General features: G+C 59.1%; 23 protein-coding genes and 1 tRNA gene. 8 read left to right on the top strand and 16 right to left on the bottom strand.

Translation table 11 applies throughout. The annotated features are described in order from the left end of the window. Positions 1-124 precede the first annotated feature (124 nt). Positions 125-3,049, top strand: a complete 2,925-nt coding sequence (locus HU724_RS10940) for an ATP-binding protein (protein WP_186565449.1) — start codon at positions 125-127, stop codon at positions 3,047-3,049. Here HU724_RS10940 and HU724_RS10935 read toward each other — a convergent pair. Further along, positions 3,014-4,486: an ATP-binding protein gene (locus HU724_RS10935; protein WP_186565451.1), complete on the bottom strand. Its 1,473-nt coding sequence runs from the start codon at positions 4,484-4,486 to the stop codon at positions 3,014-3,016. The two genes, HU724_RS10940 and HU724_RS10935, sit on opposite strands and share 36 nt — an antisense overlap. A gap of 90 nt (positions 4,487-4,576) precedes the next feature. Next, positions 4,577-5,527 (bottom strand): GlxA family transcriptional regulator, encoded by a 951-nt coding sequence (locus tag HU724_RS10930; protein WP_186566053.1) that lies wholly within the window; start codon positions 5,525-5,527, stop codon positions 4,577-4,579. A 220-nt stretch (positions 5,528-5,747) separates the two neighbouring features. Here HU724_RS10930 and HU724_RS10925 point away from each other — a divergent pair, with 220 nt between their 5' ends. Further along, entirely contained in the window at positions 5,748-6,470 is a 723-nt protein-coding gene (locus HU724_RS10925; protein WP_186565453.1) for a pirin family protein, read from the top strand. A 41-nt stretch (positions 6,471-6,511) separates the two neighbouring features. Here HU724_RS10925 and HU724_RS10920 read toward each other — a convergent pair whose 3' ends face one another. Further along, the gene (locus HU724_RS10920; protein WP_186565455.1) at positions 6,512-6,928 is read right to left on the bottom strand and encodes a hypothetical protein; all 417 of its coding nucleotides are present in this window, start codon (positions 6,926-6,928) and stop codon (positions 6,512-6,514) included. Positions 6,929-7,178: 250 nt separating this feature from the next. Further along, positions 7,179-8,054 carry a LysR family transcriptional regulator gene (locus HU724_RS10915; RefSeq protein ID WP_186565457.1) on the bottom strand — a complete coding sequence of 292 codons (876 nt, stop codon included), beginning with the start codon at positions 8,052-8,054 and terminating at the stop codon, positions 7,179-7,181. 111 nt (positions 8,055-8,165) lie between these two features. On the opposite strand from HU724_RS10915, the gene HU724_RS10910 reads away from it, so the two are divergent. The 3 genes from HU724_RS10910 to HU724_RS10900 all read left to right on the top strand — a co-directional run bounded on the left by HU724_RS10910 (position 8,166) and on the right by HU724_RS10900 (position 11,483). Then, entirely contained in the window at positions 8,166-9,365 is a 1,200-nt protein-coding gene (locus tag HU724_RS10910) for a YbfB/YjiJ family MFS transporter (RefSeq protein WP_186565459.1), read from the top strand. Positions 9,366-9,426: 61 nt separating this feature from the next. After that, on the top strand, positions 9,427-10,425 hold the full coding sequence (locus HU724_RS10905; RefSeq protein ID WP_186565461.1) for an NAD(P)H-quinone oxidoreductase: 999 nt from the start codon (positions 9,427-9,429) through the stop codon (positions 10,423-10,425). A 113-nt stretch (positions 10,426-10,538) separates the two neighbouring features. Next, on the top strand, positions 10,539-11,483 hold the full coding sequence (locus HU724_RS10900; protein ID WP_186565463.1) for an alpha/beta hydrolase: 945 nt from the start codon (positions 10,539-10,541) through the stop codon (positions 11,481-11,483). A 29-nt stretch (positions 11,484-11,512) separates the two neighbouring features. Here the strand turns inward: HU724_RS10900 and HU724_RS10895 are convergent, their stop codons facing one another. Continuing rightward, a complete protein-coding gene (locus HU724_RS10895) occupies positions 11,513-11,842 on the bottom strand; it encodes a hypothetical protein (RefSeq protein WP_186565465.1) in 330 nt (109 codons plus the stop codon). Between the two features lie 186 nt (positions 11,843-12,028). Between HU724_RS10895 and HU724_RS10890 the strand changes: the two genes are divergently transcribed. Both HU724_RS10890 and HU724_RS10885 read left to right on the top strand, forming a co-directional pair. Continuing rightward, on the top strand, positions 12,029-12,304 hold the full coding sequence (locus tag HU724_RS10890; RefSeq protein WP_186565467.1) for a hypothetical protein: 276 nt from the start codon (positions 12,029-12,031) through the stop codon (positions 12,302-12,304). A gap of 127 nt (positions 12,305-12,431) precedes the next feature. Next, entirely contained in the window at positions 12,432-12,647 is a 216-nt protein-coding gene (locus tag HU724_RS10885) for a hypothetical protein (protein ID WP_016774063.1), read from the top strand. Between the two features lie 81 nt (positions 12,648-12,728). Here the strand turns inward: HU724_RS10885 and HU724_RS10880 are convergent, their stop codons facing one another. The 4 genes from HU724_RS10880 to HU724_RS10865 all read right to left on the bottom strand — a co-directional run bounded on the left by HU724_RS10880 (position 12,729) and on the right by HU724_RS10865 (position 16,254). Further along, positions 12,729-13,016: a hypothetical protein gene (locus HU724_RS10880; RefSeq protein ID WP_186565468.1), complete on the bottom strand. Its 288-nt coding sequence runs from the start codon at positions 13,014-13,016 to the stop codon at positions 12,729-12,731. 173 nt (positions 13,017-13,189) lie between these two features. Further along, complete coding sequence (gene rtcA, locus HU724_RS10875) at positions 13,190-14,218, bottom strand: RNA 3'-terminal phosphate cyclase (protein ID WP_186565470.1); 1,029 nt, start codon at positions 14,216-14,218, stop codon at positions 13,190-13,192. 9 nt (positions 14,219-14,227) lie between these two features. Next, a complete protein-coding gene (locus HU724_RS10870; protein WP_186565472.1) occupies positions 14,228-15,016 on the bottom strand; it encodes a nucleotidyltransferase domain-containing protein in 789 nt (262 codons plus the stop codon). Positions 15,017-15,027: 11 nt separating this feature from the next. Further along, positions 15,028-16,254, bottom strand: a complete 1,227-nt coding sequence (locus HU724_RS10865) for an RtcB family protein (protein ID WP_186565474.1) — start codon at positions 16,252-16,254, stop codon at positions 15,028-15,030. A 196-nt stretch (positions 16,255-16,450) separates the two neighbouring features. Here HU724_RS10865 and rtcR point away from each other — a divergent pair, with 196 nt between their 5' ends. Beyond that, complete coding sequence (rtcR, locus tag HU724_RS10860; RefSeq protein WP_186565476.1) at positions 16,451-18,055, top strand: RNA repair transcriptional activator RtcR; 1,605 nt, start codon at positions 16,451-16,453, stop codon at positions 18,053-18,055. 845 nt (positions 18,056-18,900) lie between these two features. Here rtcR and HU724_RS10855 read toward each other — a convergent pair. The 7 genes from HU724_RS10855 to rpmI form a co-directional block, all read right to left on the bottom strand. Then, positions 18,901-18,977 (bottom strand) — tRNA-Pro (locus HU724_RS10855). Between the two features lie 89 nt (positions 18,978-19,066). Further along, positions 19,067-19,423 carry a MerR family transcriptional regulator gene (locus HU724_RS10850; protein WP_003179985.1) on the bottom strand — a complete coding sequence of 119 codons (357 nt, stop codon included), beginning with the start codon at positions 19,421-19,423 and terminating at the stop codon, positions 19,067-19,069. Beyond that, positions 19,404-19,706, bottom strand: coding sequence for an integration host factor subunit alpha (gene ihfA / locus HU724_RS10845; RefSeq protein WP_002553164.1), 303 nt, complete (start codon positions 19,704-19,706; stop codon positions 19,404-19,406). Before ihfA ends, HU724_RS10850 begins: the two co-directional genes overlap by 20 nt. Positions 19,707-19,709: 3 nt before the next feature. Then, on the bottom strand, positions 19,710-22,088 hold the full coding sequence (gene pheT / locus HU724_RS10840) for a phenylalanine--tRNA ligase subunit beta (protein WP_186565478.1): 2,379 nt from the start codon (positions 22,086-22,088) through the stop codon (positions 19,710-19,712). 26 nt (positions 22,089-22,114) lie between these two features. Further along, the gene (gene pheS, locus HU724_RS10835; RefSeq protein WP_186565480.1) at positions 22,115-23,131 is read right to left on the bottom strand and encodes a phenylalanine--tRNA ligase subunit alpha; all 1,017 of its coding nucleotides are present in this window, start codon (positions 23,129-23,131) and stop codon (positions 22,115-22,117) included. 109 nt (positions 23,132-23,240) lie between these two features. Beyond that, positions 23,241-23,597, bottom strand: coding sequence for a 50S ribosomal protein L20 (gene rplT, locus HU724_RS10830; protein WP_002553161.1), 357 nt, complete (start codon positions 23,595-23,597; stop codon positions 23,241-23,243). Between the two features lie 27 nt (positions 23,598-23,624). Next, complete coding sequence (rpmI, locus tag HU724_RS10825) at positions 23,625-23,819, bottom strand: 50S ribosomal protein L35 (protein ID WP_002553160.1); 195 nt, start codon at positions 23,817-23,819, stop codon at positions 23,625-23,627. Between the last annotated feature and the right edge of the window lie 41 nt (positions 23,820-23,860).

Raw genomic sequence — 23,860 nt, 5'->3', positions numbered from 1 at the left:
TACGCCACCCGTTGCACTGATGCTCAAACCTGAGGATTATGCCCGGACACCCCGGATCAGACGGCCTGCGCATGCGCCAGGGACTGATTCGCCCTGTCCGCCGCATCACCGCAGGAGCGCGCTGTTGAGTTTCTCCCCGAATCAGGCCATTGCCTTTGGCCCCTATCGGATTCATCCCGGGCAACGATTGCTACTTGAAGGCCAACAACCTATGCGCCTGGGACGGCGGGCGATGGATATCCTCCTGATTTTGCTGGCCCACGCCGGTGAAGTGGTGAGCAAACAGCAATTAATGGCCGGGGTCTGGCCAGACAGCGTCGTCGAAGACATCAACCTGCGCGTGCACATGGCGGCGCTGCGCAAGGCGCTGGGCGACGGACAGAACGGTCAGCGCTACATCGTCACCGTGGCGCAGCGCGGCTACAGCTTTGTCGCACCCATCCTGCTCGATAGCATCGAAGCAAAGCCTGCGATCGCCGTGCCCCGGCACAACCTGCCACTGCGTAGTACGCGGATGATCGGTCGCCAACCCCTGATCGATCACTTGATTACGCAACTGCCGCGCCGACGCTGCATCACTCTGGTCGGTCCCGGCGGCATCGGCAAGACCACCGTTGCCCTGCGCGTCGCCGAACAATTGCTCGACCAGTATCGCGACGGCATCCGCCTGGTGGACTTGGCGCCCATCGCCGATCCCGCGCTGATCGGCTCGCATCTGGCGACGCTGCTTGATCTGTCCGCGCCAGAAGGCGATGCGCAGGCTGGTCTGGTCGATGGCCTGCGTAACCGGCAAATGCTGCTGGTAATCGACAACTGCGAGCACTTGATCGATGCGGTCGCCGCGCTCAGTGAGCAGATTCTGCGGGGGGCGCCAAAGGTGCATATCCTCGCCACCAGCCGCGAGAGCCTGCGCGCTGAGGGCGAATTCGTGCAGCGTCTGGAATCGCTCGAATGCCCGTCCATGTCGACGCCGATGGAGCCGGCTCAGGCGCTGGGCTTTGCTGCGCTGCAACTGTTTGTCGAGCGCGCGACCGCGGCGCGGGAAAACTTTGAACTGAGCCCTGCACAGCTGCCGCAAGCGATTGAAATCTGCCAGCGCCTGGACGGCATTCCGCTGGCGCTGGAACTGGCCGCCGCGCAGGTCAGCGAATTGGGCATGGACGGATTGCTCAAGCAATTGCGCGAGGGTTTGCCGCCATTGTCGGCCGGACACCACAGCAGCGCCGAGCGCCACCTGACCCTGCGCGCAACGATGGACTGGAGCTTCAACCTGCTCAACGCCTGCGAGCAAACCTGTCTGCGGCGACTGGGAATTTTCCGCGGCAGCTTCACCCTCGCCTCGGCGGCAGCGGTGGTCATCGGCCAACAGATCGATCCCGGCGCGGTATTCACCGCAGTCACGCAACTGGTGGCCAAATCCCTGCTGAGCGTCGAAGTGGGTGACGAAGATGTTTTCTACCGGTTGCTCGACACCACGCGCCACTACGCACTGGAAAAACTCGAACAGGCTGAAGAGCTCAGCGCAACCCGTCAACGCCACGCCGAGCGCTGCCTGACACTGATGCAGCAGGCGCAGGCGGATTGGGACAACACGCCGACTGTATTGTGGATGGAGCGCTATGCCAGGGGGCTGGAGGATTTGCGCGCGGCGCTGGACTGGAGCCTCAACGGGCCGGGACCGGATGAGCTGGGGGTGCAACTGGCAGCCGCGTCGGCGCCTTTGTGGCAGGAGCTGTCGTTGCTGCGCGATTACAGCCGCTACGTGCGCCGGGCACTGAGTCTGCTGGAGGCTTCGCCAGCAGGCTCGCTCCTGCCGCCCTGCCCTCGCCTGCAAATCGCCTTGAAACTGGCGCTCGGCAGCGCCAGCTATCACACCTGGGGCGGCACGCCACAGACCATCCAGGCCTTCATCGACGCCTGCCGCTTAGCCGAAGAACACGGTGACTTGGCCGGGCAACTGCGTGCGATATCGGGGCATATGGCGGTCAATCTGAGTTGCGGGCATTACCGCATGGCGCTCGCGCAGAGTGAGCAATTCGACCGCATCGGCGTGCACGGCGAGCCACTGCTGTCGCTGAGCACGCATCGCTTGCGCGTGCTGGCCCTGCATTATGCCGGCGACCAACCGCAGGCCCGCGTACATGCCGAGCAGGTGCTGCAACGCATGGCCCACAGCGGCCATCTCAATCGTTTCACCCATGGCTTTGGCGTGCAGTACGACCAGAGCGTCGCTTCGCTGACGGTACTGGCCCGCGTGCTATGGCTGCAGGGTCTGCCAGAACAGGCATGGCGCGCGGCACGGCAGGCGCTGGATATTGCCGTGCAGATCGACCATGGCACATCGATCTGCTACACGCTGGCGCTGGCCAGTTGTCTGATCGCCCATTACAACGGTGACGCCGCCAACGCCCGCGCGCTCCTGCAATTGTTGCTGGAGCAGTCGCAGAAGCATTCGGTGCTGCTGTTCAATAATTGGGCGCGGCACTACGCGCAGGTGATCGATCCGGATAATGCCGCGCCGGTATCGACGCAGAGCAGCGGTTTGATCCGGGAAGTGATGGTTACGCTGAATGAGCGCTTTGTCGATGAGGCACTGGTGGAGCGCGCGCGCAATGGGGACGCGGGTTGGAGTGCAGCGGAAATACTGCGGGCGCGGGCGGCGGCATTAGTGAAGGGTTCGGAGTGGCCCCTTCGCGAGCAGGCTCGCTCCCACAAGGGGTCGGTGTCGGGCGCAAATTCCGAGTTGTGCGCTGTTTCCTGTGGGAGCGAGCCTGCTCGCGAATCGGCCTGCTCAGACACCGCTGCAACCCGAAAAGCCGAACAAACCCTGCAACAAGCTCTGGTCATTGCCAGAAGCCAAGGCGCGTTGGCCTGGGAACTGCGCAGCGCCACGGACCTTGCGCAGTTATGGCAACGCCAGTCCCGCCATCGCGAGGCTTTGGATTTGCTCAGCCCCCTCTACCAGCGCTTCACCGAAGGCTACGCCACACCGGACTTGCGCAAGGTCCGCCTGCTACTCGACAGCCTGCGCGAGCAGTGCCTGGCCTGACGCATTGCGCGTGCGGCTGAGATAGCGCGCATGACGCTGTTGCAGTTCGAGCCTGTCGTCGCTGCGCTCAAAGCGATCACGGGCATAGCGGCGCACGGTGTTGAGCATCCAATAGCGCGCCGTTGCTCGGTTGGGTTCTTGAATGAGCAATGACTTGCGCGCCAACCCTTCAATAATTGCGCTCAACCTGGATCCCGCCAGATCCACGCTGCTGATCACGCTAAGCGCAGCCTCCAGAGCAAAGCCCGTGCTGAACACCGACAGACGCAGCAGCACACGCTGTTCCATTTCCGTCAGGTACTGAAAGCTCCAATCGATCGCAGCGGCCATCGACTGATGGCGTGGTTCCGCGGTGCGCCGGCCTTGGCCAAGCAACTGCAGACCGTTTTCAACCTGGGCCTGTAAGCCGATCAAGCCCAGCGCATCGATCTGCGCAGCGGCGAGCTCGATCGCCAGCGGCAGACCGTCCAGTTGACGGCAGATCTCGCGCACGCCTGACAAATCCTGTTGACGCAAACTGAAGCCCTGTTGCCGCGCTCGCGCGCGATTGACGAACAACTGCACCGCCGGATAGCCCATGGCTTCCTCGACGGAGTTCAATGTCGAGCGCTTGGGAATCGCCAGCAGCGGCACGTAATGAACGGCTTCCTGTGGAATGTGCAAGGCTTCGCGGCCGGTGACCAGAATCGACAGGCGAGGCGCGGCATGCAACAGGGTCTCTACCAGAGCCGCGCAGTTGTCGCGCTGGTGATCGCAGTTATCCAGCACCAACAAGGCGTGCCGGCCCGTCAGTGTGAAAAAGTCTGTGTTCAGGGTGTGCAACAGGTGGTCGAGCAAGAGCTTGTCATCTTCGAGCCTGGCAAGGTCGACCCACCAGGCGCCATCGCGAAAGTATTGCAGCAGCAATTCCGCCACGCGCAATGCCACAGTGGTCTTGCCAACACCCGGCGCACCGGTAATCGTCATCAAGCGGCATACAGGCATTTGTCGAACCAGACTACCGATCAGGGCGTCGCGCCCACTGACTGGCGTCAGTCGTGCGGGAAGATTGTGCAGGGGCGTGAGCGCGGCAGCGGGCATGGTCAGCGCATCACTTGTGCCCTGCTCCACCGGGGCGACAAAGCTGTAGCCGCACTGCGCCACGTGAATGATGTAACGCTGGCCATTGGTGCCGTCGCCCAGCGCGCGGCGCAACGCCGCGATGTGCACCCGCAGGTTGATCTCTTCAACGATCGATGTCGGCCACACACGAGCAATCAACTGCTCTTTGCTGACTACCTCGCCCGCGTGTTCGAGCAGCACCTGCAGAATGTCCATGGCGCGCCCGCCCATGCGTAGCGGCTGCTCCCCTGCAAGGACCAGACGCTGGCGCACATGAAAGGCGTAGGGGCCAAAACGCAGCACCGAACCTTGGCTTGTGTCGTTGTGATTATTCATGCCAAACATCTTGGCACTGTTGCGTGACGATACAACCGCCGGAGCCGACGCAGCACGGACATCCGACTGCGTCAGACGGACAGAACCGCTCTAGCTGAACTGTTCGCGGTATTGTAACGGCGTAAGACCGAGCTTTTCGGCGAACAGCGAGCGCATGTGCCGGACGCTGCCGAAGCCGCTTTTGTAGGCGATGGTCTTGAGCGGCAGATCGCTGGTTTCCAACAGGTTTCGCGCGCAGTCAATGCGGGCATTCTGCAGAAACTCCATGGGAGTCATGTTGACGTCACGGGCGAACAGGCGAGCAAAGTGCCGTGCGCTCATATTGGCCAATCCGGCCATTCGCTCGACTGTAAAGGGTTCATCCAGATGTTCAAGGACGTAATTCTGCGCGCGGGTGATAGGCGTTTCTTGCGGTGAGACGGCCGCCATCAACGGGCTGAACTGCGCTTGCCCACCCTGACGCTTCATGACCACCAACAAGACCTTGGCGACGTCCTGGGCGATTTTCTTGCCGTGATCCCTGGCCACCACCGCCAGCGCCAGATCGATGCCAGCGGTTACGCCCCCCGAAGTGATGAGATTGCGATCCTCAACGTAGATCTGGTCGGTGGTCACCGTGGTTTTCGGGAAAGCCTTGATCAGGCGCTCGGTGTAGTTCCAGTGCGTGGTGACGCGATAACCATCAAGGAGGCAGGCATGGCCGAGGATGAATGCGCCGGTACAAATCGAACCGTAACGCTCCGCACGCGGCACGGCTTTCTTCAGCCAGCCAAACAGCTCGGGAAATCTCTGGTTATAAGCGCCGGGGCCGCCGGGCACCAATAACAGGTCATAGCACTCGGCCGCCTCGTCGATGTGCAGATCAGCCTGAACCTGTACACCATTGGAAGCCTTGAGCAAGCCGCGCTCCGTCCCTAGTGTCGTCAGTTGATAGTGCACATCAGGTTTCAGATAACGGTTGGCGACTGAAAATACTTCCAGTGGCCCGGCCATGTCGAGCATCAGAAAGTCGGGAAACAGCACCATTGCCACGGTTTTCATGGGAGGCATCACACATATTCAAGGGTCAATACGCACGCTACAGCCGGGGCATTATGGCCGACTGTGTCGTCATGAGCGTGTTCGAATGCGTGAACCATAACGCAAAACTGTCAACCTGAGCCGGACAGTCTTTCAATTTCCATCTACTTATTGCCTCCCAAGGTAACCAGTAACCTTCTCCTCACTCGGACGAATTCACGTCCCGCCAGGAGATTTCATCATGCTGACTCTTCGCAAAGCCTCCGATCGCGGCCTCGCCAATCACGGCTGGTTGAAGTCGTTTCACACCTTTTCTTTCGCCAGCTACCGCAACCCGCGTGAACAGGGTTTCTCCGATCTGCTGGTGATCAACGATGACCGGGTCGCCGCCGGCAAAGGTTTTGGCCAGCACCCGCACCGCGACATGGAGATCTTTTCCTATGTGCTCGAAGGCGCGCTGGAACACAAGGACACCCTTGGCACTGGCTCGGTGATCCGTCCCGGCGACGTGCAATTGATGAGTGCCGGCAGCGGCGTGGCGCACAGTGAGTTCAACCACTCGGCCACCAAGCCCGTGCACTTTCTGCAAATCTGGATCGTGCCGGATGTCAGTGGCGCCAAGCCGCGCTATCAACAGGAACACTTCAGCGCGCAGAAAAAACGTGGTCGCCTGCAACTGATCATCTCGCCGGACGGTAGCAACGGTTCCCTGAAAGTCCGTCAGGATGCGCGGGTCTATGCCGGATTATTCGACGGCGACGAGAGTGCCACGCTGAAATTGCCGGCCAATCGTTACGCCTACGTCCACGTTGCGCGTGGCAGCGTCGAACTCAATGGCCAAGCCTTGCAGGAAGGCGACGGCGTGCGGGTTCGTGAAGAACAGCTGCTCACTTTGAGCAACGGTATCGATGCCGAAGTGCTGGTGTTCGACTTGCGCCCTCAGGAGTTGCCGCAAATGCCATGATCTGGCTCGATGCAGAACGGCCTTCCACTGAAGGCCGTTTTTTATTGCGGCGGCACTGTTGAGGGTTGTACGACCGGTTTGGGTGACGAGACCTCTTTGCCAATCTGAATCGCCGCCAACGTGGTTTGTATCGTGGTCAACACCACCGCCTGATTGGCGAAATGTGCGCCAACCAGCAAGGAAGCCACGCCGAGAAAATGCACAGTGGTGGCCGCCCAGTAATTGGCCTTTACCGTCGATGCCTGCCTGATCGCTTCCCGCGATTCTTCGGCAATTTTCTGCACGCCCATCCACATCATGTCATAACGTTTGTCTCGTTCCTGTAGGGCCTTGTTCTGCTCTGCCTGAGCAGCGAGGAACCCACGAATGTCGGCGCGCACTTCTGCCACGCGGCCGTCCATTCTGGTCTCGATGGTTTCAATCCTGGCCTCGAACTCTTCGCGACTTATGCTGCTCATGATTTGTCTGTCCCGACCTGCGTCCGATCTGTCCGTGCCTGCATATTGATTCACTTCCCTGATTTTCAATCCGACACCTTTTTCTGGCTACCGAGGCCTTCCCTGGCTCTTCGTTTCGATGCGTAACTGAGGTTCGCATCGAGCTGCAGTCACAATAGAACTCATCACTGCCTACAACAAGCCGGCCCATTCTGCCTCGGACGTAGGCCGTTTCGTCAGACGTTGTAGCCTTGGCAAAACCCTGAACCTCTTATTGGTTTTCCAGCGCAAAAGCCTCAACGATCTGCTCGATGACCGCCCGTACCCGCGCGGTGTGACGCAGGTCGGCGTGGGTGACCAGCCAGACTTCATACGGCAGCGGCCGGGTCCGCTCCGGCCAGAGTCTGACGAGACCATCGCGTTCGCCCATGTAAACAGGTATCTCGCCTACCCCGAGGCCAGCGGCAATCGAGCGGCGCACCAGAAGGCTGGAGCTGAGCGTGGCGACGATGCGCCCCCGGCTTAACGGTTCGGAGACCAGCGTGAGGTCTTTTTTGCTCTGCAGGTACGGCTGATACACCACCAGATCATGGCCCTCGAAAGCGTTGCCGGGCTGCGGTTCGCCATGGCGCTCGACATAGGCCTGCGCAGCGAATAGTCCTACAGGCCAACGGGCGATCCGACGAGCGATCAGATCAGGGTTATCCGGCCGGGTATTGCGCACCGCGATATCGGCCTCGCGCTTGGCCAGACTGAGGATTTGCGTCGACGCATCCAGCTGGATCTGCACATCTGGATGTTGATCATGCAGGCGCGCCATCGCTGGAATGATGAAGTCAATGGCCATCGAGTCGGTGGTGCTGACCCGTACGTTACCGGTCAGACGGTCATCCAGCCCGTGGATGTGTCGCTCCAGTTCCAGCGCCGAATGCTCCATTTTTTCCACACTTTTACGCGCCGCTTCACCAACGGCGGTCAGCGCATAACCGTCGGAGGTACGCAGGAACAGCGTCGCGCTCAATGCCTTCTCCAGCGCAGTAATGCGCCGTCCGACCGTGGCCTGATCGACGCCGAGTACACGCGCAGCCCCGCGCAATGTCGACTCGCGACAGACCGCCAGAAACACTCGCGCATCATCCCAATTCATACTGATCCTCTTTGAAGCATTTTTGCATCATCGTGCCGCTTAATCGCTGCATATACGCAGCAACGATAGCCGATAAGCTGAGCGCCATACACCTCTCGTGAGATCGCGATCATGCGTACTGCAAACTCTACCGGCATCTGGCTGCCGATCTTCGCCGGACTTTGCGCCAGTCTGGTCAGCATTGGTCTGGCGCGTTTCGCTTACACGCCATTGATCCCTTCGCTGATTCAGGCGCAGTGGTTTTCGGCCAATGATGTCGTCTACCTCGGCGCGGCCAATCTGGTCGGCTACTTGATCGGCGCCCTGCTCGGTCGGCCCATGGCTCACCGAACAGGCAACCGCAACGCCTTGCGCCTGATGATGCTGGCAGTCACGGCGGCATTTTTTGCCTGTGCTTATCCGCTGTCGGTGAGCTGGTTCTTCGGCTGGCGTTTGCTCTCCGGGATTGCTGGTGGCGCGATCATGGTGCTGGTGGCGGCAACCGTGCTGCCTCACGTTCCGGCTGCTCGCAGAGGCTTGGCCAGTGGCGCAATCTTCCTTGGCATCGGCCTGGGGATTGCCGGCTCCGGCACCATCGTGCCGCCACTGCTGGCTCTTGGCTTGCAGGCAACATGGCTGGGACTGGGCGCGCTGGCGTTGTTGCTGACCGCGGTGAGCTGGTTCGGCTGGCCTGCGGATACCACGCATGCCGTGGCTGCGCACGCAACGTCGGCTGATGAGCCAACACCGTCGGGCGTTTACCTGTTATTCGCTCAATACGCGTTCATGGCCGCCGGGCTGGTGCCTGCCATGGTGTTTCTGGTGGATTACGTAGCGCGCGGATTGGGTGCCGGGGCGCATATCGGCGCAATGGTCTGGGTCATTTATGGCCTGGGGGCGATTGTCGGGCCGGTGACTTACGGCTTCCTGGTCGACCAGCTCGGCGCCCGCACTGGTATTCGACTGGTGTTGGTAGTGCAAGCCATCGCCCTCGGTTTGCTGGCCGTCTCCCATTCATTTCTGGCGCTGGCTTTACTGGCGGTGATTCTCGGCTCGTTCCCGCCGGGCATCGTGCCGCTGGCCCTGGCCCGGGTGCATGAACTGGTGCCGTCGCATCACCGTCAGCAGATCGCCTGGAGCCGTGCCACTGTGTCATTCGCAACCTTTCAGGCGCTGGCCGGGTTTGCCTATTCGGCATTGTTCAATGCCTCGGGCGGCCAGCACACGCTGCTGTTTGTGATCGCTGCTGGCGCGATCGTCGTCGCTCTACTGCTGGAGCAAGCCATGCGCTGGCTGCCCTCTACAACTGAACCCCGTTGCGCGGCGAACTGAAGGGAATCATTGCGGGCTGCCAGCGTTCCCATCTACACGACCTTTCTCACAGGAATCGACAATGTCACTGTCCAACGAAATGACCCGTATTGAAATCACCGAACCCGGCGGCCCTGAAGTATTGCAAGCCAGGCGCGTGCCGCTGCCAACCGTTGCCGAAGGCCAAGTGCTTATCCGCGTTCACGCTGCCGGCATCAATCGTCCGGATGCCTTGCAGCGCGCCGGAAAATATCCGATGAAACCCGGGATGGACCCGATTCCCGGCCTGGAAGTGGCTGGCGAAGTGGTTGCACTGGGTCCCGGAGTTACGCGGTTCGCTGTGGGCGATCGTGTGTGCGCACTGACCAATGGCGGCGGATACGCCGAGTATTGCGCGGTACCAGCCGGCCAGACTTTGCCTGTGCCGGATGGAGTCGATTGGGTCCAGGCCGCTGCGATTCCGGAAACCTTTTTCACCGTCTGGGCCAACCTGTTCGGCCTCGGCGCCGCCAAGGCAGGCCAGCGCGTACTGATTCACGGTGGCACAAGCGGCATCGGCACCACCGCGCTGATGCTCTGCCGTGAATTCGGTATTGAGGCGTTCGCCACCGCCGGCAGTCCTGAAAAATGCGCCGCAATCAGCAAACTTGGCGGGCAACCGATCAACTATCGAGAAGAGGACTTCGCCAAGGTCATTGCCGAGAAGACCGCAGATCAAGGCGTGAACGTGATTCTCGACATCATGGGTGGCTCGTATCTGAACGGCAACATCAGCGCACTGGCGATGGACGGCCGACTGGTGATGCTCGGTTTCCTCGGCGGCGCCCGCGCCAACGACATCGATCTGCTGGCGATCCTCGGCAAACGCGCGGTGGTCACCGGTTCGTTGCTGCGCGCGCGTACCGCTGCGGAGAAAGCCGCCATCGCCGATCAACTGCGAGAACACGTTTGGCCTGCGCTTAGTGCCGGGCGCTGTCTGCCGATCATCGACAAGGTTTACCCGCTGGCTGACGCGGCTCAGGCCCATGCCCGCATGGAGGGCGGCGATCATATCGGCAAGATCGTCCTGCAAGTGGCGTGAGTGATTGCAGCATCTTGTAATCGTTGCACATGCACGGTGGTCGAAAATAATCACGCGCAGACCGAGGCATCTGGTAAAAAGCGTTCTTTGTCTGCGCCGTGGTGAAACGATTAATGTTCCTGTCCTTGCTGACTCGTCTGCGACGCCGCCGCTTGGCATTCGCCATGATGGCCGCGCTGATCATTGGCGTGCCGACGAGTTGTGCGGTGCTGGAACACACCGAGCGCAAACTGCTTTTTCGCATTGAGCCGGGCACTGCCGGCTGGTATCGCGGACTGCCCGGCAGCGTTCAGGAACTCGATCTGCAACCGAAGAGTTTCAAGGCGGGGCAGAACATCCATGCCTGGTGGTGGCCGGCGGAACGTGCCAATGCCCCGGCAATCCTTTACTTGCATGGTGTGCGCTGGAACCTCACCGGGCAACTGTTTCGCATCGAACAACTGCGAGCGGCGGGTTATTCAGTGCTGGCCATCGATTATCGAGGGTTCGGCCTAAGCAAGGGTGATCTACCATCCGAAAGCAGCGTTTATGAAGATGCCCGCGTGGCCTGGGAGCGCTTCCAACTGCTGCAACCGGACCCGAACAAGCGCCTGATCTACGGCCACTCTCTCGGTGGCGCGGTGGCAATTGATCTGGCGGCCGAACTGGGACAGAACGCGGCGCGCAACCACACACCTCTGCCGGTTCGCGGTCTGGTCATTGAATCGACCTTCACTTCTCTCGCCGACGTAGCTGCCGCCGTGGCCAACACCTCGCTCCCGGTGCGCTGGTTGCTGTCGCAGAAATTCGATTCCATCGACAAGATCGCCGATATTCATATGCCGCTTTTGGTGGTGCATGGCCTGGCTGATGCCTTCGTGCCGCCGCGCTTCAGCGAGCAGCTGTTCAATGCCGCTGAGCAGCCCAAGCGCCTGTTGCTGGTGCCCGGAGCAACGCACAACAACAGCATGGCGCTTGGCGGTCAGGGGTATCGCAAGGCACTGGATGCGTTGATGCAGAGCAAACCGTTGCCGCGGGTGGCCGGGCCGGCAGTCGCCAAGGGCTCTCGAGACTCCTGAGTTGTCCGGTCAGCCTTGGTCAACCTGCCTCAACGCCGGGCCAATTCGTGCCGTACGCATTGTTCGTAATAAGTCTGCTTGACCGCTGCCGGTTTAAGCTTCGAGCTGCTGTTGTAGGTCTGCTCGGTAATCCCCATCGCGGTCATGCGCATCCAGGGCTGCTGGAACCGGCGAACCTGCAATTGCTTGCGCGCGCCATACAGCGAGACTCCGGACAGCTTGGATTGCTGCGCACCGGCAGCAATGTCCGAGCCCCAGGTGCAGGCAAAGCGATGGCCCTTGCTTAACTCTTTTGCCTGCACTCCCGAGGCGATCAAAGCCAGGGAAAGCGTCGCAACGGTGATGACAATCGTCCGCATATAGCCAACCTAACCTTTTGAAAAAAGGCGATTTTGCCGGGGCGAAATGTCTCTGGGGGCCAGCAATTTGCCTGCTCTCAGGATTTTTCTCATCAGGGTGAAATTCGCCGCTCGTCCAGTACCGCGCACCTTTGCCAGACAGGCCTATCCAACGCTGTACATCTCACCGCGCAGAAGGCCCAAGTGATGAACAAAAAAATTTTCGCCCTGTCGTTTTTCAGCCTGTGCCTGATCGGCCCGATTCACGCTTCGGCAGCCGAATCCACGGCGGGCGCAGCAACCCCTGCCACGGCCTTGCCCGGCGTCAATCATGCAGAAAGCTCTCGCGACCATGACGAGAAGGCGAACAAGAAAGGCGAAGAGTCCTCAGGCGCCAACGCGGGATCAGAGCCGCATGAGACAGAGAAGGATGCGGCGACGTCGAGCGATTCCAAAGACCTGAATAAAAAACCCGCTCAGTAATGGTGGATTCGCTTTTAGTAACGAAAATCCGACACCGAAACTAGCGCAACACCGGGTGATATCAATATGATGCGCGCACTGGCCGCCATAGAGGGCGGCCAGAGGAAAATACATCCAAGGAATGCAAATGAAAGATTTCGTCATCGGCGTCAACAACATCGTTCTCTACATCGCACTGGCGGTCATCCTGATCGTTTCCCTCTTCATGATGAGCCAGAGCTTTCTCTCGGGTCTCGGTATGTTCGTAGGCGGCACCCTGGGCTGGTGCATCGTCTCCGGCTTCTGGTTCGTGCAATCGGCGACCTATGAAGAACTGCGCAAGTTGAACTCGAAAACCAACTGATCTGCGCCGAGTATTCGTTAAAGAGAAGAGGCCAATGTCATCGACATTGGCCTTTTTTTTAGCGGCGAAGAGACTGGTTCGTCATTGTTTGGTGCACTGAGCGCCAAGTCCCATGCCCATGGAACCCAGAGCTACCATCGGACCGCTCGGTAGTTCGCAGGTATATGCGCCATTCTCGGTTTGAGCGGTGTAGAACGTTGTATTGAAGTCGCTGCGGATGTTGGAAACCTTGATCACGGGTTTGCCGATGGTGGTCTGTGCGCGATTCTTGAGATCACTCTCCCCCGGCTTTACGGTCTGGCATCCAGTAACTGCGAGCGCCATTGTTGCGAATAAAGCGAGAACCGGAATAGTCCTTGATGAGTTCATTGCAGATCGACCTTTTTGATTTTGTACCGGAAAAATTTGACAGTCAGCTGCCAAGCGACAGGACTTTAAGGTCGAGCCGGAACAGGGGCAATTAGGTCGGATGTGCTAATGGCTGAAGGCTAGTGGCGCTCTCAGTGAAGTTTTGCGACTGCCTTCGGGATCGCAGGTCGCTACTAATGAGTTTGTGAAACTGCTATCCGCAAGCGATCACTGCCCTCCTCCTGGCAATCGATACGGACGGGCAGAAACAGCTGGATGACTTCAATGTTGCTGCGCAGATGGTCAGTCATTCGCGGCGTGGTGAACGATCCGCCACCCGCCAGCGCCATTGGCAACAGCAACTGATCGGCGAGATGTTCAGCGACTGCGGCATCACTGCGCAACCAATCGACTGCCTGATTGATCGCGGCATCGGCGACCTTTTCGGCGCGTAATGACACTTGGCCAAACGCGCTGAACACCTCAGTGAGGTGCTCAAAAGCATATTCCAACAACAGCACATTTCCCGGACCGCGTGCCGGATCAAGCGCCACCGCTTGCAGCGCCTCCGCTGGCCAGTTCAACCGCTTGGCCACTTGGCTGAGTTCTCGCTGAGCGACGGTAGGCGCAAGTCCGGCAGTCAGCGCCAGAGCCTGCCGTGAAATCGCCTCGCCGCGCTCACACACATCCAGTCGCGTCAGGCGCGACGGCTGCACCGTCACGGCAAGCTCGCCACCGCCAGCCGGTACGAAACCATGACGCAGCAACTCCAGCTCGACATTGCCGCCCATGCGCCGCAGCAGCGGTAGCCAACTGCGCGAGAGGAAATCCGTCGGCGGTGCCAGCGGATTGTGGGTGCCACCGGAGATCGTCACTCGGCTGGCCTGCGGCGCCTGCAACAAGGCTGGCAACAGCGTCTGTAGCACCAGCGTGCAACTGCCCGCCGTGCCAATAGCGAACTGGAAGTTGCCTCCGCGAATCTCGCCCGGTTCGAAGCTCAGGGCTTGCGACCCCAGATGCGCACCAGATATCTCTGCACCACAAACCTCGGCCGCCGCCATCACGGCTGTCAGATGCTGACGCAGCAATCCCGGACGGCTGCGTCTGGCGCGGATCTGTTTAATACGAAACGCCCGGCCTGTCACCATCGACAGGCTCAGCGCACTGCGCAACACCTGGCCACCACCAATGGCGCCGTCCAGTTCAATTACATCCTTTTTCATTGCAATTCCTTACGCGTACAGCCCGACGGCGTCCCTGAGGTAGCGATCCAGCCGCCGCGAGTCTGCCTGAGTTCTGGGTAATGTTGGCGTTTCGCGCTCAAGCTCAGCCGCGATGAACCGGTGCAGCGCCGGACGACGCGGCCCGTAAGCGCTCTCGTCGGCATTGCGCTTGAGCGCCAGCAGCTCGTCGACTTCGCTGAGCAGCGCGCGATCATCGACTGTGCTCAGCAGGTCGGCGAAGACCATCGGTGGTCGGCCTCGCCCCTGATCGATCCAGCGCACCGCGAGCAAGGGCCGTAGCACATAGAAATACTTTTTGAAGCGAACAGTTTCGCCTTGCAGGTAACCACGAAAGTTCTTCTTCGCCATCGACAGATAGTGGTTACGTGCCGCTGGCGGGCTATAGAACGCTTCGGCCAGTTCGCGCAACTGCGCCACCTGAGCGCTCTCGCTGCGATAGACCAGCGGCGAATCGAGCCACTCGAGCAACGTCGGATTGGATTTGCGCAACAGACCGAGGGTCTTGCGCAATTCCCATCCGCTGACGTCGAGCTCATCGTCCAGCGGTCGCTCGATTACATCACGAGGCGTATCGACCTGGACGAACCACTCAGGTTTTTCCACGTACACAAACCGCACGTCGTAATCGCTGTCGGTGGAGGCGAAGCCCCAGGCCCGACTACCGGATTCACACGCATATAAAACAGTGACATTGCGCTCGCGCTCCAAACGCGTCAGCTCGGCCAGCACCCGTGTGCGCATCGTGCCGCACAGCGGGTGACGCTCTTCGAATTCCATGACCTCTTTCCTTATCCTTTGACGCACACCACCTGACGCAGGGTGTGCAGCACTTCCACCAGCTCACGCTGGGCGTGCATGACTTTGTCGATGTCCTTGTAGGCCATCGGAATTTCGTCAATCACCGCTTCGTCCTTGCGGCATTCCACGTGGGCGGTTGCGCGAATCTGATCGGCGACGGTGAAGGTATTCTTGGCCTTCGTGCGGCTCATGGTGCGCCCGGCGCCATGGCTGCAGGAACTGAATGACTCTTCATTGCCCAGACCGCGAACGATGAAGCTCTTGGCGCCCATCGAGCCCGGAATAATCCCCAGCTCGCCCTTCTTCGCAGACACGGCGCCTTTGCGGGTAATCAGCACGTCTTCACCGTAATGCCGTTCCTTCTGCACGTAGTTGTGATGGCAATTGACCGCTTCGAGCGCGACCTCGAAAGGCTTGCGGATGATCTGCCGCGTGGCCTGAATCACTGCACGCATCATCAGTTCACGGTTCTGTCTGGCGAAATCCTGCGCCCAGCCAACCGCCTCCACGTAATCATCAAAATGCTGACTGCCCTCTTCGAAATAGGCCAGGTCTCGGTCCGGCAAGTTGGCAATGTGCTGACGCATATCGGCTTGGGCCATCTGGATGAACAGGTTGCCGATAGCGTTGCCGACGCCACGCGAACCGCTGTGCAACATGAACCAGACACGGTTGGCTTCATCCAGGCACACTTCGACGAAGTGGTTGCCACTGCCGAGCGTCCCCAAATGCGCCCGGTTGTTGGTATTGGCCAGTTTCGGATACTTGTCGGTGATCAGTTTGAAGCGCGGCTGCAACCCCGCCCAGGCCTGATCGGCTTGCTGCGGAACCTCGTCCCAGGCGCCTTTGTCTCGCCGCGAACGATTCGAACTGCGGCCGTGCGGCACCGCTTGTTCGATTGCAGTACGCAATCCATGCAGGTTGTCTGGCAGATCTGCAGCCGTCAGCGACGTACGCGCAGCGATCATGCCGCAACCGATGTCGACGCCCACCGCTGCGGGAATGATCGCGCCGACCGTTGGAATCACGCTGCCAATTGTCGAGCCCTTGCCCAAGTGCACATCGGGCATGACCGCCAGATGCTTGAAGATGAACGGCATTTTTGCCGTGTTCATCAACTGCGCGCGGGCTTCGTTTTCAACCGGGACACCTTCGGTCCAGAGTTTGATGGGTTTGCCGTTGGCGACTTCGAGAAGCTGGTAGGTTTGGTCTTTCATATCTTGGTGTCCATGTTCGTTTCCATCAGCATTGCAGCCGCTGTGCCAGCTTTGGATGCGGCTATGGTTGTTTCTGCTATGTTTTTGGTTTTATTAGCTTTTATTCTCTGATGCGACGAGTCTCGGTAATCTATGGAAGACAAATCAGACCAGCAAAATTATCATTGAATATCGTCATTTATCTTATGAGATAAGCATGCCCAGCAAACGCACGGTCGCCATCGGATTTATCGGAGCCACCCTGGATCGCGTCGGCAAGGGCGCCAGTCGCTGGAATTATTGGCGGCCAAGCGTAGGTCTGTGCCAACAAACAGACCTCCCTATCCATCGGCTTGAATTGATTCACGGCCTCGACGCGCGCGACGTCAGCCTCGCCGAGCGCGTCCGAGCGGACATTCAGCAGATTTCTCCAAGCACCGAAGTGCGCCTGCATCCAATGTCGCTGCGTAACCCTTGGGATTTCGAAGAGGTGTACGGCGCCCTGCACGACTTCACCACTGCTTACAACTTTGACACCGAGCACGAGGATTACCTCGTCCACATCACCACCGGCACCCACGTCGCACAGATCTGCTGGTTCCTGCTCACCGAGGCGCGCTATCTGCCGGCCCGACTGATCCAGACCTCCCCCGCCAAGCGCAAGAGCGAGAACGAGCCCGCCTGCGGCACTCATGCGCTGATCGATCTCGATCTGTCGCGCTATGATCGGATTGCCTCACGCTTCGCCAGCAAACGTCTTGAAGGCCTGGAATTTCTCAAGTCCGGCATCGCCACGCGCAACCCGGCCTTCAACCGCTCCATTGAACAGATCGAGCGCGTTGCGCTGCGCTCCAAAGCCCCCATGCTGCTGATCGGCCCGACCGGCGCCGGCAAATCCTTCCTGGCGCGGCGCATCTACGAACTCAAACGCAATCGCCATCAGATGCAGGGACGCTTTGTCGAAGTCAACTGCGCCACTTTGCGTGGCGACGGCGCGATGTCGGCCTTGTTCGGCCACGTCAAAGGCGCATTCACCGGCGCGCAGAGCTCTCGCGATGGCCTGCTGCGCGCCGCCAATGGTGGCATGTTGTTTCTCGATGAAATCGGTGAGCTCGGCGCAGACGAACAAGCGATGCTGCTCAAGGCGATCGAAGAGAAACGCTTCTTCCCGCTGGGCTCGGACAAGGAAGTCGAGAGCGATTTTCTGATCATTGCCGGCACCCACCGCGACTTGCGCAGTCGTGTCGCCGAAGGGCTGTTTCGCGAAGATTTGTATGCACGCATCAACCTCTGGACATTCGATCTACCCGGCCTCGCTGGCCGTCGCGAGGATATCGAGCCAAACCTCGATTTCGAACTGGAACGCCATGCTCGCGAACAGGGTGAGCGGGTGCGCTTCAATCTCGAAGCACGCCGACGCTACCTGGCCTTCGCCAGCTCACCCGCAGCAGCCTGGCTGGGCAACTTTCGCGAACTGTCCGCATCGATTACGCGGATGGCGACTTTGGCCGACAGCGGGCGCATCGATGAAGCGCAGGTAGATGATGAGATCGATCGATTGCGGTATGCATGGAGCTTGGCGCAACCCTCTGCGCTATCGACTGAGTTGCCAGGAGATGGCGAGAGCATGGACTTGTTCGATCGCTTGCAATTGAAAGCTGTCATTGAGGTGTGCCAGCAGGCGGACAGCCTCTCGGATGCCGGTCGACAGCTGTTCAGTGTTTCCCGGCAGGCCAAGGCGCAACCCAATGATGCCGATCGCTTGAGGAAGTATCTGGGGCGGTTCGGGCTTGAGTGGGGCGGAGTAGTGGGCATGAAGTGACACGACATTCACGCTCACGGCGCCAATGACTGCTGTAGAAAAAATGAATTAGCCGCCTGATCCCTCGGTCAAGAATTATGAACGCAGTAAATCTGACGAGGTGACAGCAATGACTATCCAGGCAGAGACACTCGTACAACTGACCGAAGCGCTTCAAGAGCGCGGCATGAAGATGGTTTCAGATGTTCATTTCACTCGCGCGCCGTACCGATACAACCATCGCTGGATCTGCATAGTCGAGTAAACATGCTTGTTGCCGGCGCCTGGATCGATCATTCAGGTGCCGGCGCCGCTCGGCTTCGCCCCCTCAAACCAGATTCCGGTTTCCGAATTGCTCTCGGGCACATCGTTACCGGTTTGGGTGGCAATAAAAACCCGGCGCGATGGCCGGGTTTCGTGAACGATATGAGTCAATCAGACCTACTTCGCGCCGCCGTTATCTCGGCCCGTCTGGGCGTCTTGATCAGAGCCAGGGTTGCCGGGTGGCGGATTCCAGTCCTCTGGTCGTTCGTCAGTACCTTGCTTTGGCTCAGAGTCAGCTTGCTCCAGGCCGGAGTCATGACCCTCGCCAGAATCAGGGGTTTGCTCGCCTGGTCCCGGATATGGTGCTTCAGGCCCATTGTTGTCGTCGATCATCATTCTCTCCCATCAGTGGCGCAGGGGCTGCGCTTAATAAGTGAGAGGAGATCGGCGCACAGAGAGTGCTATTTGCTCGACGAGCGGACATTCTGACTAACCCAAACACTTGGTGATGCGAGTCGCAGGCGTGATCGAGTAGCCCCGCAAATCTCACACACATGAAAAAGGCCAATGCTGTGAACATTGGCCTAAATCATTGAAAAATATGGTCGGGACGGAGTGATTCGAACACTCGACCCCTAGCACCCCATGCTAGTGCGCTACCGGACTGCGCTACGCCCCGACTGATGTTGCATCTCGCTCTTCACCTCGAAGAGCGCTCAAGAATATATCGCAAGCGTTTGAAAACTGGAAGTATTCAAACGCCGCTTTTTATTTCTTGAGTACCACTAGAACATCTTCCAATTCGGCAATCATCTGCCGAATCATCTGCTTGTACTGGGTGGTATCGTCTTTGGCTTCGTCGCCGGACAGACGCAGACGTGCGCCACCGATGGTGAAACCCTGATCGTAAAGGAGCGCGCGGATCTGCCGGATCATCAGCACGTCCTGGCGCTGATAATACCGGCGGTTCCCGCGGCGTTTGACGGGGTTGAGCTGAGGAAACTCCTGCTCCCAATAGCGCAGCACGTGTGGCTTTACGGCACACAGCTCGCTGACTTCACCAATGGTGAAGTAGCGTTTGCCTGGGATGACGGGTAGCTCGTCGTTATGACTTGGTTCCAGCATAAGCCTCAACTCGGGCCTTCAACTTCTGCCCTGGACGAAAGGTGACCACACGGCGAGCCGTGATCGGGATTTCTTCCCCCGTTTTCGGGTTGCGGCCAGGCCGCTGGCGTTTGTCCCGAAGGTCGAAATTGCCGAAACCGGACAATTTGACCTGCTCGTTGTCTTCAAGAGCGTGCCTGATTTCCTCGAAAAACAGTTCTACCAATTCCTTGGCTTCCCGCTTGTTCAGGCCCAGCTCTTCATACAGACGTTCCGCCATCTCAGCTTTCGTCAAAGCCCCCATACGTCACTTCCTTAACGTGGCGTTCAACCTTTGTTCGAGCGAGGTGAGGATATTTTGCGTCGTCGAATTCACCTCATCGTCATTAAGAGTGCGCGATGGATGCTGCCAGGTCAAGCCGACTGCAAGGCTTTTTCTATCAGGATCAATACCTTTACCCTGATACACGTCAAACAGCCTGAGCTCTGTGAGCCATTCGCCTGCATTTTCACGGATTACGTCCAGCACAGCCGAGGCCGCGACGTCTTTGTGCGCAATCAGTGCAAGGTCACGACGCACTTCAGGAAAGCGCGACAACTCATGGAATTTCGGCATTTTACCGAGCGCCACTTCTGCCAGAACCAGTTCGAAGACGAAAACCGGACGATCCAGACCCAGATTTTTCGATAACTCAGGATGGATAGCACCGATGAAGCCCACTTCGCGACCTTCACGCTCGATGCGCGCGGTCTGACCCGGGTGCAGCGCCGGGTGTTTGCCCGGAGCAAAGGTGAACGAATCCAGGGCACCGGCAAAACCGAGCACCGCCTCAACGTCAGCTTTGACGTCGAAGAAGTCAACGGTATCGCGACCCTGCGCCCAGCCTTCCGGCAAGCGGCTACCGCAGACAACCCCGGATAGCATCGGCTCTTGCTTCAAGCCCTCAAGCTGACCGACGAAGCGCAGACCGCTTTCGAACAGACGCACACGATCCTGCTGACGATTGAGGTTGTGCTGCAGCGCCTTGACCAGACCTGGCCACAGTGACGAACGCATGGCCGCCATGTCATTGGAAATCGGATTGGCCAGCAACAGCGGCTCGACGCCTGGATTGAACAGTTCGAACTGTTTCGGATCGATGAAGCTGTAGGTGATCGCCTCCTGATAACCACGAGCAACCAGCAAACGGCGCAGCTCAGGCAAATCGCTACGCGCTTCGGCCTTGGCTTGCGGTGCCAGACGCGCCTGGGGATAGCGAACCGGCAGACGGTTGTAGCCGTACAAGCGGGCCAACTCTTCGATCAGATCGACTTCCAGGCTGATATCGAAGCGATGGCTTGGCACTTCAACGCGCCATTGACCTTCGCCGTCAGCGGTAATGCTCAGGCCCAAGGCACTGAGCAGACGCTCGACCTGTGCCGAATCCATTTCCATGCCGAGCATCTGGGTGATGCGCTGCGCACGCAGAGTGATCGGTGCAATCGATGGCAGATGTTGCTCGCTGACGGTCTCGATGATCGGGCCAGCTTCGCCACCAGTGATTTCCAGCAGCAGGCCAGTGGCGCGCTCCATGGCTTCACGGGCCAACTGCCAGTCAACGCCACGCTCGTAGCGATGCGAAGCGTCGGTGTGCAAGCCGTAGGAACGTGCCTTGCCGGCAACCGCAATCTGATCGAAGAACGCAGATTCGAGGAACACATCACGGGTGGTCGCGGAAACACCGCTGTGCTCGCCACCCATGACGCCGGCGATCGCCAGTGCACGAGTGTGGTCAGCGATGACCAGCGTATCGCTACGCAGGCTGACTTCCTGACCGTCGAGCAGAACCAGCTTCTCGCCCTCTTCAGCCATGCGCACGCGAATGCCGCCATTGATTTCGGCGAGATCGAAAGCGTGCAGTGGCTGGCCGAGCTCGAGCATCACGTAGTTGGTGATGTCGACGGCAGCGTCGATGCTGCGCACGTCGGCGCGACGCAGGCGTTCAACCATCCACAGCGGAGTTGGCTTGGACAGGTCGACGTTACGGACGACGCGACCCAGGTAACGTGGGCAGGCAGCTGGCGCCAGCACTTCGACCGAACGCACTTCGTCGTGCACCGCTGCAATGGCAGGCACCACAGGACGGGCTACCGGCACGGCGTACAGCGCGCCGACTTCACGGGCCAAACCGGCCAGGGACAGGCAGTCGCCACGGTTCGGGGTCAGGTCGACCTCGATGCTGGCATCTTCCAGATCCAGGTACACACGGAAATCTTCGCCCACCGGCGCATCAGCCGGCAGCTCCATCAGACCGTCGTTGCCTTCACCGACCTGCAATTCGGCTTGCGAGCACAGCATGCCGTTCGACTCGACGCCACGCAGCTTGGCTTTCTTGATTTTGAAGTCGCCCGGCAGTTCGGCGCCAATCATGGCGAACGGAATCTTCAGGCCCGGGCGCACGTTTGGCGCTCCGCACACGACCTGGAAGGTTTCCGCGCCATTGCTGACTTGGCACACGCGCAATTTGTCGGCATCCGGGTGTTGCTCGGTACTCAGCACCTCGCCCACAACCACGCCACTGAATACACCGGCGGCCGGAGTAACGCTATCGACCTCAAGACCGGCCATCGACAGACGAGCAACCAGCTCATCGCGATCTACCTGCGGGCTAACCCAGCCACGCAGCCATTGTTCACTGAATTTCATCCTGCTCTCCTAAGAATTCGTTACGACTAGCGAAATTGCGCGAGGAACCGCAAGTCGTTGTCGAAGAACAGACGCAAGTCGTTCACGCCGTAACGGAGCATGGCCAGACGCTCGACGCCCATGCCGAAGGCAAAGCCGGAGAACTCTTCCGGGTCGATGCCGGACATGCGCAGCACGTCCGGGTGAACCATGCCGCAGCCCATCACTTCCAGCCAGCCAGTCTGCTTGCAGACGCGGCAGCCTTTACCACTGCACATCACGCATTCCATGTCGACTTCGGCGGATGGCTCGGTGAACGGGAAGTACGAAGGACGGAAACGCACGGCCAGTTCTTTCTCGAAGAACACCCGCAGGAATTCTTCGATGGTGCCTTTGAGATCGGCAAAATTGATATCGCGATCGACCAGCAGGCCTTCGACCTGGTGGAACATCGGCGAGTGGGTGATATCGGAGTCGCTGCGATACACGCGGCCTGGGCAGACGATGCGGATCGGCGGCTGCTTCGATTCCATGGTGCGGACCTGTACCGGCGAGGTATGGGTGCGCAGCAACATGTTGGCATTGAAATAGAAGGTGTCATGCATCGACCGGGCCGGGTGATGGCCTGGGATGTTGAGCGCTTCAAAGTTGTGGTAGTCGTCTTCGACCTCTGGGCCTTCGGCAATGCCGTAGCCAATGCGGGTGAAGAACTGCTCAACGCGCTCCAGAGTCCGGGTGACCGGATGCAGACCGCCAGAGGTCTGGCCACGGCCCGGCAACGTCACGTCGATGGATTCGGCAGACAGTTTGGCAGCCAGCTCGGCTTCTTCAAACAATGCCATGCGCGCATTGAGAACGCCTGTAACACGTTCCTTGGCAACGTTGATCAGCGCACCGACTTGCGGACGCTCTTCGGCCGGCAGATTCCCCAGGGTCTTCATCACCTGAGTCAATTCGCCCTTCTTGCCAAGGTATTGAACCCGGATTTGCTCCAGGGCATTGATATCTTCAGCGCTTTGCACAGCCTCTAGTGCTTGAGAGACCAGCGCATCCAGGTTTTCCATGTACAGACTCCAGATACAAAATAGGGGAAGAGCTTGAAGGCTCTTCCCCTATTTATGACGTTTAACACCCGCCCCCACAGAGGTGAGGCCGGGTGACTGTCGGGGGTACTTAAGCCAAGGTGGCTTTAGCTTTCTCGACAATCGCAGCAAACGCCGCTTTTTCGTTCACTGCCAGATCAGCCAGAACCTTGCGGTCGATCTCGATGGACGCTTTTTTCAGGCCAGCGATGAAACGGCTGTAGGACAGACCGTTAACACGAGCACCAGCGTTGATACGAGCGATCCACAGAGCGCGGAACTGACGTTTTTTCTGACGACGGTCACGGTAGGCGTACTGGCCTGCCTTGATTACCGCTTGCTTGGCAACACGGAATACGCGGGAGCGTGCGCCGTAGTAGCCTTTAGCAAGTTTCAGAATTTTTTTGTGACGCTTACGGGCAATGACGCCACGCTTTACACGAGCCATGAGTTACTTCCTCTATTCTTGACTAAATTAACGAAGGCGCAGCATGCGCTCGACTTTTGCCACGTCAGACGGATGCAGCAAGCTGCTACCGCGCAGTTGACGCTTACGCTTGGTCGACATTTTAGTCAGGATGTGGCTCTTGAAAGCGTGCTTGTGCTTGATGCCGTTAGCAGTTTTCAGAAACCGCTTGGCAGCACCACTTTTGGTTTTCATTTTTGGCATGTTCGGATACTCCGCATTCAGTTGATAAACATAATCAGAAG

This window comes from Pseudomonas iranensis (assembly GCF_014268585.2).
Taxonomy (GTDB): Bacteria; Pseudomonadota; Gammaproteobacteria; order Pseudomonadales; family Pseudomonadaceae; genus Aquipseudomonas; species Aquipseudomonas iranensis.
Note: the sequence above shows the minus strand (reverse complement) of the source record. Positions and strands in the feature narration are given on the sequence as shown.